Raw genomic sequence first — 13,514 nt, 5'->3', positions numbered from 1 at the left:
CTCAACTTGACGTACTCGTTGAGGAAACGGTTGCCCCGGATCCCCGTACGAGTGACATCGAACCCGTGGATCCTCTGGGCGAGAACCCTCAGGATCCAGTCTCCCCGCGGATCACCGCGAGCACCCCGTCCAGTTCGTCCGGCTTCACAAGAACGTCACGTGCCTTGGAGCCCTCGCTCGGCCCCACGATGTTGCGCGACTCCATGAGGTCCATCAGGCGGCCGGCCTTGGCGAAGCCCACCCGGAGCTTGCGCTGGAGCATGGACGTGGACCCGAACTGGGTCGAGACGACCAACTCGGCAGCGGCGCAGAGCAGCTCCAGATCGTCGCCGATGTCCTCGTCGATCTCCTTCTTCTGCTTGGTCCCTACGGTGACGTCCTCCCGGAAGACGGGCGCCATCTGGTCCTTGCAGTGCTGCACGACCGCGTGGATCTCGTCCTCGGTGACGAAGGCGCCCTGCATACGGGTCGGCTTGTTCGCGCCCATGGGCAGGTACAGGCCGTCGCCCTTGCCGATCAGCTTCTCGGCGCCCGGCTGGTCCAGGATGACGCGGCTGTCGGCGAGCGAGGAGGTGGCGAAGGCGAGACGCGAGGGCACGTTCGCCTTGATCAGGCCCGTGACCACGTCGACCGAGGGGCGCTGGGTGGCCAGCACCAGGTGGATACCGGCCGCGCGCGCGAGCTGGGTGATCCGCACGATGGCGTCCTCGACGTCACGCGGCGCGACCATCATGAGGTCGGCCAGCTCGTCGACGATCACCAAGAGGTACGGGTAGGTCTTCAGCTCCCGCTCGCTGCCTTCAGGCGTCTTGAGCTTGCCGTCGCGGATCGCCTGATTGAAGTCGTCGATGTGCCGGTAGCCGAACGCCGCGAGGTCGTCGTAGCGCAGATCCATCTCCCGCACGACCCACTGGAGCGCCTCGGCGGCCTTCTTCGGGTTGGTGATGATCGGCGTGATGAGGTGCGGAATCCCCTCGTACGCCGTCAGCTCCACCCGCTTGGGGTCGACCAGGACCATCCGTACGTCCTCGGGGGTGGCCCGCATCATGACCGAGGTGATCAGGCAGTTGATACAGGACGACTTGCCGGAGCCGGTGGCGCCGGCGACCAGGATGTGCGGCATCTTCGCGAGGTTCGACATCACATAGCCGCCCTCGACGTCCTTGCCGAGCGCCACCAGCATCGGGTGATCGTCCTCGGCCGCGTCCGCGAGGCGCAGCACGTCGCCGACGTTGACCATCTCGCGGTCGGTGTTCGGGATCTCGATGCCGACCGCGGACTTGCCCGGGATGGGGCTGATGATCCGGACGTCCGGGGAGGCGACGGCGTACGCGATGTTCTTCGCGAGCGCCGTGATCTTCTCGACCTTCACGGCCGGGCCGAGCTCGACCTCGTAGCGCGTGACCGTCGGCCCGCGCGTGAAGCCGGTGACGGCCGCGTCGACCTTGAACTCGGTGAAGACGGTCGTGAGCGACTCGACGACGGCGTCGTTGGCGGCGCTGCGCGACTTTCCGGGCCCGCCGCGCGTCAGCAGGTCGAGCGAGGGCAGCGCGTACGTGATGTCGCCCGCGAGCTGGAGCTGCTCCGCGCGCGGCGGCAGCTCCCGGTCCCGCCTGTCGTCGGGCGAGGACTTGGTCAGATCGGGCACGGCGAGCTTCGACGGCGTCGGCTCGGGCTCGGCCGCCGCGGCCGGCTCGGGCTTCCTGCCCCGGGCCGTCGGTACGGGCGCCGTGCGCGCCGGCGCGGGGGTCTCCCCCGAGCGCTCCCCGCGCTCGGTGCCGACGCCCTGCGTGAGGTCGGCGACCAGCGGCGACGGCGGCATGCCGTGCAGCACGGCACCGTCCAGCGCGGCGGCCGCGGCAGCGGCCACGTCGACGGCGTCCATGGGGCGCTCCATGGCGGGCTGCACGGATCCGCGCCGGGGCCTGCGCCGCTGGGAGAGGGCGTCCTCCTCTATGCGGTCGGGGTCGTACGAGGCCGGGGCGGCGGAGCGCCGCCTCGCGGGCGGGGGCGCGGCCTCGCGCCACTCCTCCCCGTACTCCTCGCCCGCGAGCTCCTCGACAGCGAGCTCGTCGTGCACGATGCCGAGCCGCACGCCCAGCAGCCGGAGCCGCTGCGGGATGGCGTTGACCGGCGTCGCGGTGACCACGAGGAGTCCGAAGACGGTGAGCAGGACGAGCAGCGGGACCGCGAGCACCTCGGTCATCGTGAAGCTCAGCGGGGTCGCGGCGGCCCAGCCGATGAGCCCACCCGCGTCCCTTATGCCCTGCATGCCCGCGTCGCGCGTGGGTGAGCCGCACGCGATGTGGACCTGGCCGAGCACGCCGACGACGAGCGCGGACAGACCGATGACGATGCGCCCGTTGGCCTCGGGCTTCTCCGGGTGGCGGATCAGGCGTACGGCGATGACGCCCAGCAGTATCGGCACCAGCAGGTCGAGGCGGCCGAACGCGCCGGTCACCAGCATTTCGACCAGGTCACCGACCGGGCCGCGCAGATTGGACCACGTGCCCGCCGCGCAGACCAGCGCGATGCCGAGCAGCAGCAGCGCCAGCCCGTCCTTGCGGTGCGCCGGGTCGAGCCCCTTGGCGCCCCGCCCTATGCCGCGGAACATCGCGCCTACGCTGTGCGCGACGCCGAGCCACAGGGCGCGCACGACCCGGTACAGGCCCCCGGTGGGGCTGGGCGCCGGCCTGGGCGCCGGCTTCCTCGCCGCTGCCTTCTTCGCGGGCGCCTTCGCCATGGCTTTCTTGGCGGGGGCTTTTTTCGCAGGGGCCTTCTTCGCCGGAGCCTTGGTCGGCGCGGCCGCCTTTTTCGCGGGCGGCTTCTTGGCTGCGGGACGTGGGGCCATAGGTGTGAGGTTACCGGGGGAGGCGCCCGCGTACACCTGTGCCCAGTGCTTCACTCTTTCGTGTCGCGGACTGACGGGGCTTGAACTGACGCGACCTCAAAACCCCGTCGTCGGCTCAGCTCTGGGAGGGCAGTGACGGCGCGCCGCTGCCCGTACCGGGCTCAAGCGCGTCAAGAGCCCGGCGCAGACCGGTGAGTTTGCGCTCCAGGTGCGCCGCGGTGGCGACGGCCGCCGCGTCCGCCGATTCGTCGTCGAGCTGCTTGGACAGCGCCTCGGCCTGCTCCTCGACCGCGGCGAGACGCGCCGACAGCTCGGCGAGCAGCCCCGCGGGCTCCTTCGCTTCGCCGACGGCCCTGCCGCCGCCCTCCAGCTGGAGACGGAGCAGCGCGGCCTGCTCGCGGAGCTGGCAGTTCTTCATGTACAGCTCCACGAAGACCGAGACCTTCGCGCGCAGCACCCACGGGTCGAACGGCTTGGAGATGTAGTCCACCGCGCCCGCCGCGTAGCCACGGAACGTGTGGTGCGGTCCGTGGTTGATCGCCGTGAGGAAGATGATCGGGATGTCCCGTGTCCGCTCACGGCGCTTGATGTGCGCCGCGGTTTCGAATCCGTCCATTCCGGGCATCTGAACGTCCAACAGAATGACCGCGAAATCGTCCGTGAGCAGCGCCTTGAGCGCTTCCTCCCCGGACGATGCCCGCACCAGCGTCTGATCGAGCGCGGAGAGGATGGCCTCCAGCGCCAGCAGATTCTCCGGCCGGTCATCGACCAGGAGGATCTTGGCCTTCTGCACCATGGCCCGCCCTCCTCGCCCCGGCATGGGGCCGCCCCTGTCCGCAGGATTCGGGGAGGCTCCTGTCGCCGCCCCAGGGGACGACTCCCTTGCGCCGTCCGTCCTTGTGCCGGTCATCGTAGCCGCACCCCGCCTGCCGCCACACCCTGTCACCGAGATGTCACTGTGCACGTAGCAGAAACGCAGTGGAAGACCAGAAGGTTCCCCGGTTACCGCACTCTTACACGGGGGTGGCCACACTCAGTCAGCAACCCCGCGTGAATGTTTCGGATTCCGGTCACTCACCACGCATCCACTGCTCCATCACGGACAACAGGTGGTCGGGGTCGACCGGCTTGGTGACGTAGTCGGAAGCGCCGGACTCGATGGCCTTCTCCCGGTCGCCCTTCATGGCCTTCGCGGTGAGCGCGATGATCGGCAACCCGGCGAACTGCGGCATCCTGCGGATCGCCGTCGTCGTCGCGTAACCGTCCATCTCCGGCATCATGATGTCCATCAGCACCACTGTCACGTCGTCGTGCTGCTCCAGGACCTCGATGCCCTCCCGCCCGTTCTCCGCGTACAGGACCGAGAGCCCGTGCTGCTCCAGGACGCTGGTGAGCGCGAAGACGTTGCGGATGTCGTCGTCGACGATGAGCACCTTCTCGCCACCGAAGTGGAACGAGCGCCGCGGCTTGGGAGCGCTCTGCGCCTCACCGTCGTCCCAGTGCTGCTGCGCGGGCGCCGGCTGCCCGGAGAGCGCCGAGCGCGTCTCGGACGGCGGTGCGGACCTGCGGCGCCGCCTGAAGAGCGCCGCGGGGCCGCTCTGCGTCTCCTGGTACGACTTCACCTCCGCCGGGGTCTCCACCTCGGCGGACTCGGCGGACCCGGCCGGCTCTGTCGGCTCACCCGACTCCGGCACGGCGTCCAGGGCGAGCGGTCGGCCGGGCTCGACGGCCGGGGCGAGCTGCGTGTACCCCTGGGGCGGCAGCTCGCTCGGGTGCAGCGGCAGGTACAGCGTGAACGTGGAGCCGCGCCCCGACTCGCTCGCCGCGTGGATCTCACCGCCCAGCAGCCGGGCGATCTCACGGCTGATGGAGAGCCCGAGGCCCGTACCGCCGTACTTGCGGCTGGTGGTTCCGTCGGCCTGCTTGAACGCTTCGAAGATCACCCGCATCTTGCTGGCCGCGATTCCGATGCCCGTGTCGGTCACCGAGAAGGCGATCAGGTCGCCGTCCGCCTCCCGCAACGAGCCCGCTTCCAGGAGCTGTTCGCGGATGGCGTTCGGCACATCGGCACCGGCCGGCCTGATGACGAGCTCCACGGCACCGGAGTCGGTGAACTTCACCGCGTTGGAGAGCAGGTTGCGCAGCACCTGAAGGAGGCGCTGTTCGTCGGTGTGCAAGGTGGTGGGCAGCTCCGGCGACACCCGTACGGAGAAGTCGAGTTGCTTCTCCGCGGTCAGCGGCCGGAACGTCGCCTCCACGTAGTCGACGAGCTGCACCAGCGCGATGCGCGTCGGAGAGACGTCCATCTTGCCCGCCTCGACCTTCGACAGGTCCAGGATGTCGTTGATCAACTGGAGCAGGTCGGAACCGGCCCCGTGGATCGTCTCCGCGAACTCGACCTGCTTCGGTGTGAGGTTCGCGTCGGCGTTGTCGGCCAGCAACTTGGCAAGAATCAGCAGGGAGTTGAGAGGCGTACGCAGTTCGTGCGACATATTGGCGAGGAACTCGCTCTTGTAGCGCATCGACACCGCGAGCTGCTCGGCGCGCTCCTCCAGGACCTGCCGTGCCTCTTCGATCTCGGTGTTCTTCACTTCGATGTCACGGTTCTGCTGGGCGAGGAGTTCCGCCTTCTCCTCCAGCTCGGCGTTGGACGCCTGGAGCGCCTTCTGCCGGTTCTCCAACTCGGCCGAGCGCTCGCGGAGTTGCTCGGTCAGCTCCTGCGACTGCTTCAGCAGCACCTCTGTCTTGGTGTTGACGGAGATCGTGTTGACGCTCGTCGCGATCATCTCCGCGATCTGCCCCAGGAAGTCCTTCTGGATCTGCGTGAACGGCGTGAAGGACGCCAGCTCGATCACGCCGAGCACGGTCCCCTCGAAGAGCACGGGAATCACGATGACCTGTGCCGGCGGCGCCTCACCGAGCCCGGAGGAGATCTTCAGGTAGCCGCTGGGCGCGTTGTCCACGAGGATCGTGCGCCGCTCCTGGGCGGCGGTCCCGATGAGCGTCTCACCGGGCCGGAAGGACGTCGGCATGGAGCCCATGGAGTAGCCGTAACTGCCGCACATGCGCAGTTCGTACGCGTCCTCGGGCGCGACCGTCGCGTCGGCGCCGTCCTCCAGGGGCGCCGCCAGGAAGAACGCGCCGTGCTGCGCCGAGACCACCGGCGTCAGCTCGCTCATGATGAGCGAGGCCACGTCGTCGAGGTCGCGGCGGCCCTGCATCAGGCCCGAGATACGGGCCAGGTTGCCCTTGAGCCAGTCCTGCTCCTCGTTGGCGATCGTGGTGTCGCGCAGGTTCGAGATCATCTTGTTGATGTTGTCCTGGAGGACCTGGATCTCGCCCGCGGCGTCGACGTCGATCTTCAGGTTGAGATCACCGCGGGTCACCGCGGTGGCGACGGCCGCGATGGCGCGCACCTGACGGGTCAGGTTCCCGGCCATCTCGTTCACGGACTCCGTCAGGTCGCGCCAGGTGCCGTCCACGTCGCGCACGCGCGCCTGGCCGCCCAGCTGGCCCTCGGTGCCCACTTCGCGGGCCACCCGGGTGACCTGCTCGGCGAACGACGACAGCTGGTCGACCATCGTGTTGATCGTCGTCTTCAGTTCGAGGATCTCGCCGCGCGCGTCGATGTCGATCTTCTTGGTCAGGTCGCCCTTGGCGATGGCGGTCGTGACCATCGCGATGTTGCGCACCTGGCCGGTGAGGTTCGACGCCATGCCGTTCACGGACTCGGTGAGGTCCTTCCACGTACCGGCCACACCGGGTACGCGGGCCTGGCCGCCGAGGATGCCGTCCGTACCCACTTCACGGGCCACCTTGGTGACCTGGTCGGCGAACGAACTCAGCGTCTTCACCATCGTGTTGAACGTGTCGGCGAGCTGCGCGACCTCGCCGCGCGCCTCGATGGTGACCGTCCGGGTCAGATCCCCGTTGGCCACGGCGTTGGCGACCTGGGAGATGTTGCGCACCTGCATGGTCAGGTTGTTGGCCATCAGGTTGACGTTGTCGCTCAGGTCCTTCCAGATGCCGGTGACACCCGACACCCGCGCCTGGCCGCCGAGCTGGCCCTCGGTGCCCACCTCGCGGGCGACGCGAGTCACCTGCTCGGCGAAGGACGACAACTGGTCGACCATCGTGTTCACCGTGGTGACGAGTTCGAGGATCTCGCCCTTGGCGTCGACGGTGATCTTCTTGGAGAGGTCGCCGCGCGCTACAGCTGTAGTGACCTCGGCGATGTTGCGCACCTGAAGGGTCAGGTTGTTCGCCATGCCGTTGACGGACTGCGTCAGGTCCTTCCACGTACCCGACACGCCCTGCACCTCGGCCTGGCCGCCGAGAATGCCGTCCGTACCCACCTCGCGGGCCACCCGGGTCACCTGCTCGGCGAAGGCCGAGAGCTGGTCCACCATCGTGTTGAGGGTGTTCTTCAGCTCCAGGATCTCCCCGCGCGCGTCCACGTCGATCTTCTGCGACAGGTCACCGCGGGCCACCGCCGTGGCGACCTGCGCGATGTTGCGCACCTGCGCCGTGAGGTTGCCCGCCATGCCGTTCACGGAGTCCGTCAGGTCGCGCCACACACCGGCGACGCCGGGCACCTGCGCCTGCCCGCCGAGGCGCCCTTCGGTGCCCACCTCGCGAGCCACCCGGGTCACCTGGTCCGCGAACGCGGAGAGCTGGTCCACCATCGTGTTGATGGTGTTCTTCAGCTCCAGGATCTCCCCGCGCGCGTCCACGTCGATCTTCTGCGACAGGTCACCGCGTGCTACAGCTGTAGTGACCTGAGCGATCTGCCGCACCTGTGACGTCAGATTCCCCGCCATGAAGTTGACGGAGTCGGTGAGCTCCTTCCACGTGCCGCTCACCCCGTCGACGCGGGCCTGGCCGCCGAGGCGGCCTTCCGTGCCCACGTCGCGCGCCATCCGGGTCACCTGGTCGGCGAAGCTGGAGAGCTGGTCCACCATCGTGTTCACGGTGTTCTTCAGCTGGAGCATCTCGCCGGAGACGTCGACGGTGACCTTCTGCGACAGATCGCCGTTCGCCACCGCCGTCGTCACCTGGGCGATGTTGCGCACCTGGCCGGTCAGGTTGCGGAAAGCCGTGTTGACGGAGTCCGTCAGGTCCTTCCACGTACCGGCGGCGCCCACCACCAGGGCCTGGCCACCCAGTTCGCCCTCGACGCCGATCTCCCGCGCCACGCGGGTGACCTCGGAGCCGAAGGCCGACAGCTGGTCGACCATCGTGTTGACGGTGTTCTTCAGTTCCAGCATCTCGCCGGCCACGTCGACGGTGACCTTCTGGGAGAGGTCACCGTTGGCCACCGCCGTCGTGACAGTGGCGATGTCACGCACCTGCGTGGTGAGGTTCCGGAAGACCGTGTTGACGGAGTCCGTCAGGTCCTTCCAGGTACCGGCCGCGCCCGGCACATTGGCCTGACCACCGAGCTGGCCCTCGGCGCCGACCTCGTTGGCCACGCGCGTGACCTCGTCCGCGAACGTACGCAGCGTCTCGGTCATCTGGTTGATCGTCTCGGCGAGCTGGGCGACCTCGCCGCGGGCCGACACGGTCACCTTCTGCGAGAGGTCGCCGTTGGCTACAGCTGTAGTGACCTGAGCGATTCCGCGCACCTGGGCGGTCAGATTGCCCGCCATGAGGTTCACCGAATCGGTGAGGTCCTTCCACACACCGGCCACACCGGGCACCTGCGCCTGCCCGCCCAGCTCGCCTTCCGTGCCCACTTCCCGGGCCACGCGCGTGACCTCGGAGGAGAACGACGACAGCTGGTCCACCATCGTGTTCACGGTGTTCTTCAGCTCGAGCATCTCGCCCGCGACGTGAACCGTGACCTTCCGGGACAAGTCACCCTTGGCCACCGCGGTGGTGACGAGAGCAATGTCACGCACCTGCGCGGTGAGCCGGTACGCCATCGTGTTGACCGAATCCGTGAGATCTTTCCACGAACCGGACATTCCACGTACGCGCGCCTGGCCACCCAGCTTGCCCTCGGTGCCCACCTCACTGGCCACCCGCGTGACCTCGTCCGTGAAGGTGGAGAGCTGATCGACCAGATTGTTGACGGTCCGCCCGACCTTGAGGAACTCGCCCCGCAGCGGATGCCCCGTCCCGTCCTGCACCTGCGAGCGCAGCTCCATGCGCGGCGACAGATCACCCTCCGCGACCGCCGTGAGCACCCGGCCGACCTCGGAGACGGGCCGTACGAGATCGTCGACCAGCGCGTTCGACGCGTTGATGGCGGCGGCCCAGGAGCCCTCGCAGGCGCCCGTCTCCAGGCGCTCGGTGAGCTTGCCCTCCCGCCCGACCATCCGCCGCACCCGTGACAGCTCACCCGTCAGATGCAGATTCCGGTCGGCCACCTCGTTGAAGACGGCCGCGATCTCGGACATCACACCGTCACCGCTGACGGTGAGCCGCTTGCGGAAGTTGCCGTCCCGCATCGCCACGAGACCTGCCAACAGCCTGTTCAGCGCCGCGGTGTCCACCGTTGTGGTGCCATTACGCGACTTGTGCTGTTTATTCAGGGACTGTCCGCCTTCCGCGCGCGCTTTCCTGCCCCGCGTCGCTGCGCCAGACTCCACTGTGTCCCTCCCGCAAGGGTCGACCTGTACTGCTTGGGTTGCTCGGGTTCGCTTCTACCGCCGCATCGGCTTCCCAATGCGTTCTCTTCGGAAGCTTGCCCAGTGTTTCACCCTGGCTGAACCAGGCCATAACAGTTCGGCAGCTTCGCACACCCTCCGCACACCCTCAGGACGGAAACACTGGCGACCGGCATCCGCATGGACGGCGAAGGTAAGTAACCTTGCATACGGCTGTCCACCCACCCCGGTCCGCCCGGCTTGGGCGGTGGCGGAAATCGAGCGGGCATCGGAGGGGCGGCCGCGACATGGGTACGGGAGACGTGGGCCTCGACACTCGTACAGCGAGTACAACTCGTACAGGGAGTTCTGTGATCACCGCGCGCGCGGCTGCGACCTTCGAACCCGTCGGGCGATCCGTCGCGACCGCGCGCTCCTTCGTGCGAGACACGCTGCAGGGCTGGGGCTTCGCCGACATCATCGACGACGCCGTGGTCCTCACCAGCGAACTCGTGACGAACGCCGTGGTCCACGCGGGCACGTCCGCGGAGGTCCTGTGCCTGCGCGGTGACGACCACGTCCGCATCGAGGTCTCCGACCGCTATCCGGAGCGCGAGATCCCGCTCCAGTCCGCCGCGATCAACATGGGCAGCCCCGACCGCGAGGGAGGCCGCGGCCTTCAGCTCTGCGCGGCGCTCGCGGGCCGCTGGGGCGTCGACTATTCGGCCACGCACAAGCAGGTCTGGTTCCGGATCGACCTGCCCGAGCGCTCGGTGGGCACCCGCGCCGCGGGCCCCGTCCTCCCCACCGACCTCCTGCCCCTCGCCGACGAGCGCGTCCGCGTCGCCGTCGTACAGATCGACAAGACCGGCGCGATCACGGCGTGGAACGAGGACGCGGCGCACCTCTTCGGTTACGCCGCCGATCACGTCATCGGCAAGCCCCTCACCGACCTCGCCGCCTGGCCGCACACGCCCGGCACCAGCACCGGCATCGTGGACGCGCTCCAACTCTCGCGCTGGGAGGGCAGTTACGGCATCCGCAGCGCCAGCGGCCGCGTGTGCCCGGTCTACGCCTCGCACCTGCGGGTCCGCGACACCGACGGCGATCCGTCCACGGTCTGTCTCCTCGTACGCGACCACGAGCGCGCCGTGCTCCAGACGCCGCTGCGCCTGCCCTCACCGGACAGCGCCGGCGCCGAGAGCCAGGGCGCGGACGCCTTCGAGATCTTCATCGGCTCGCCCGCCCCCGACGATCTCGACGGCCTGTTGCAGCGCACCGTGGAGCGCGCCCGCGACATGCTCGACGCCGACGCGGCCTTCCTGCTCCTGGCCACTGATGACGAGACGGAGCTGGAGGTCCGCGCCTCCACCGGTCTCCCCTCGGCCCGCCAGCGCTTCGCCCGGGTCCCGGTCGAGGTCGGCCCCGGCCGTTACGGCTCGGCCCGGATGCCGGCCGTCCATGAGGACCTCACTCAAGTCCCGGGCGCCGTGCCCCTGTTGAGCGGTACGGGCATGCGCTCGGTGGTCACGGTGCCGCTGAAGGTCGAGGGCCGCCTCACCGGCTCCCTCGGCGTCGCGGCCGAGGCCCCCGACCGCTACTCGAACGAGGAGGCGCTGCGCCTCCAGTTCGCGGCCGACCGTATCGCCATGGCCGTCGAGTCGGCCCGCCTCGGCGAACTCGAAAAGCTCCGCCGCGGCTCCCTCAGCTTCCTCGTCGAAGCCTCCGACCTGCTGGCCGGCACCCTCGACCGGGACCAGACCCTGGCGCTGATGGCCCAGATGACGGTCCCTACGCTCGCCACCTGGTGCGCGGTCTACATGATCGCCGACCAGGCCTCGGAGCCGTACCTCTCCTACGTCCTGCACGAGGACGAGGACCGCATCGACGGTCTCAAGGCCCTCCTCTCCAAGATCACCCCGCCGGAGCCCGTGCCGACCCCCGGCGCCCGTATCTGGGCGGCCCCCGCGGAGGCGGCCCACCAGGCGGCCCTCCGTACGTCCATGCGCAGCCTGGGTCTCGGCGAGCCCGCCAGCGTCAGCTCGGGCATCGGCACCACCCTCGCGACGGCCTCCGCGGTCGGCGGCGAGACCGTGGTGCTCCCCCTCGTCGCGCGCAACCGCGTCATCGGCATGCTCACGCTCGGCAAGCCCACGGACGAGCACTTCCGGCAGGAGATCCTGGAGCTGGCCGAGGACTTGAGCCGCCGGGCGGCACTGGCCCTGGACAACGCGCGCCTGTACTCGGAGCGCATGGCCATCAGCCAGTCCCTCCAGCGCAGTCTCCTCCCGCCGGAGCTCCCGCACGTTCCCGGTGTCGAGGTGGAGGTCATCTACCGCGCGGCCGGTGAGGGCAATGAGGTGGGCGGCGACTTCTACGACCTCTTCCCGATCCGCGACGGCGCGTACGGCTTCGCGATCGGCGATGTCTGCGGCACGGGTCCGGAGGCGGCGGCCGTCACGGGCCTGGCCCGCCACGCGCTGCGCCTGCTGGCCCGTGAGGGCTTCGGTGGCCCGGCGGTCCTGGAGCGTCTGAACGCGGCGATCCTCGACGAGGGCGCCCGCAGCCGCTTCCTGACGCTGCTCTACGGGGAGTTGTGGCCGCAGGAGGACGGCTCGGCGGTCCTCAAGATGGTCTGCGCGGGCCACCCGCTCCCCTTGCGTCTGCGCCAGAACGGCTCGGTGGAACCGTTCGCGGAACCGCAGCCGCTGCTCGGTGTCATGGACGACCTGGAGCTGTACGAGCAGACGATGACGCTCGACCCGGGCGATGTCCTGCTCTGCGTCACCGACGGCATCACGGAGCGCCGCGAAGGCACGCGCATGCTCGGTGACGACGGCCTGGCCGAGGTCCTGTCCGGCTGTACGGGCCTGACGGCCGGCGCGGTCGCGGCGCGCATCATGCGGGCGGTGGAGCGTTTCGCGGCGGACGCCCCGTCGGACGACATGGCGATCCTCGCGATGCGCGTGCCCGGTATCCAGCACGACTGAGGCAGCACTGACGAAGGTCCGGGGGCAAAGAAAAAAGGCCCCCGCCCGTTCAGGGCGAGAGCCTCAATTAATGAGCCCCCAAGCGGAATCGAACCGCTGACCTTCTCCTTACCATGGAGACGCTCTACCGACTGAGCTATAGGGGCCTGTCACTTGTGCGGTTTCCCGCTCGGCAACGAGATAAAGCATACCTGAAGTTCAGGCCCTCTCGAACCGCCCCTTTAGAAGGCGGGTTGCAGTAGCCCGCCCAGTGCATTGCACGCGGACACCATTCGTTGGAGTTGCCTCCGCGTCATGGCCCCGTCGACGGGTAGAGCCAGTGTTTCGTCGGCGGCCCGCTCGGTCTCGGGCAGGATGATGTCGCGCCGGAATGCCGACAGGCGGTGGACGGGTGTCTTCACCGGCACACTGCACTCGACGCCCTTGCCCCGCAGCACGCGGGCGAATGCGTCGCGATCGGGCCGTCCGTTCCCGGGTACGCGCACGACGTACTGCTGATATGTGTGTCCCTCGTGCCCGGCAGGTGTTCGCACTCCGCTCAGCCGTGAGGTCAGGTAAGCGGCGTGCGCCCGCCGTTGTGCCACTTCGTCGTACGGCTTCTCGGACTCGCCCTGTTCGAGTACGAGAAGTCCATGCCGGCTGCCGAGCTCTCGTAGCTGTGCGATGTCGGCCCGGTGTCCGAAGCGGTGAACAGCGATGACGGCCACGGTCCGCGCGCTGAGGTTGTCGACGATGTGCGCGGGGTCGAGGCAGTAGGTGTCCGCGTCGATGTCCGCGAAGACGGGTGCCGCTCCGGCTCGTACGACGGCTTCGGCGACCTCGGGGTTCCCGTAGGCCGGCACGATCACTTCGTCACCGGCTCCGACGCCTGCGGCCTGCAGCATTGCAACTGTGCCCATGTCCTGGATGGTGCTCGTGGAACGTGAACAGGCGGTGACGGGCAACAAAAAAGCCGCTGGCCTTGAGCGTAATGCTCAAGGCCAGCGGCTTTATCAAATTTAGTTCGGCGGCGTCCTACTCTCCCACAGGGTCCCCCCTGCAGTACCATCGGCGCTGTAAGGCTTAGCTTCCGGGTTCGAAATG

5 protein-coding genes, 1 tRNA gene and 1 rRNA gene are annotated in these 13,514 nt (G+C 68.7%); 1 reads left to right on the top strand and 6 read right to left on the bottom strand.

Going from position 1 to position 13,514, the window contains the following annotated elements; all coding sequences use genetic code 11:
* Window positions 1-88: 88 nt before the first annotated feature.
* The 3 genes from ACZ45E_RS38390 to ACZ45E_RS38380 form a co-directional block, all read right to left on the bottom strand.
* Window positions 89-2,851: a DNA translocase FtsK gene (locus tag ACZ45E_RS38390; RefSeq protein WP_468230753.1), complete on the bottom strand. Its 2,763-nt coding sequence runs from the start codon at window positions 2,849-2,851 to the stop codon at window positions 89-91.
* A 115-nt stretch (window positions 2,852-2,966) separates the two neighbouring features.
* Complete coding sequence (locus ACZ45E_RS38385) at window positions 2,967-3,647, bottom strand: response regulator (RefSeq protein ID WP_468230750.1); 681 nt, start codon at window positions 3,645-3,647, stop codon at window positions 2,967-2,969.
* A 274-nt stretch (window positions 3,648-3,921) separates the two neighbouring features.
* Window positions 3,922-9,444, bottom strand: coding sequence for a HAMP domain-containing protein (locus ACZ45E_RS38380; protein WP_468230747.1), 5,523 nt, complete (start codon window positions 9,442-9,444; stop codon window positions 3,922-3,924).
* Between the two features lie 368 nt (window positions 9,445-9,812).
* Between ACZ45E_RS38380 and ACZ45E_RS38375 the strand changes: the two genes are divergently transcribed.
* The gene (locus ACZ45E_RS38375; RefSeq protein ID WP_468230744.1) at window positions 9,813-12,431 is read left to right on the top strand and encodes a SpoIIE family protein phosphatase; all 2,619 of its coding nucleotides are present in this window, start codon (window positions 9,813-9,815) and stop codon (window positions 12,429-12,431) included.
* Between the two features lie 73 nt (window positions 12,432-12,504).
* Here ACZ45E_RS38375 and ACZ45E_RS38370 read toward each other — a convergent pair.
* The 3 genes from ACZ45E_RS38370 to rrf form a co-directional block, all read right to left on the bottom strand.
* Window positions 12,505-12,577 (bottom strand) — tRNA-Thr (locus ACZ45E_RS38370).
* Between the two features lie 75 nt (window positions 12,578-12,652).
* On the bottom strand, window positions 12,653-13,315 hold the full coding sequence (locus tag ACZ45E_RS38365; RefSeq protein ID WP_468230804.1) for a DegT/DnrJ/EryC1/StrS family aminotransferase: 663 nt from the start codon (window positions 13,313-13,315) through the stop codon (window positions 12,653-12,655).
* 117 nt (window positions 13,316-13,432) lie between these two features.
* Window positions 13,433-13,514 (bottom strand): 5S ribosomal RNA (gene rrf / locus ACZ45E_RS38360); the annotation flags it as partial.

The organism is Streptomyces sp. NPDC030991 (assembly GCF_055571235.1).
This window is presented reverse-complemented; position numbering and strand designations above follow the sequence as displayed.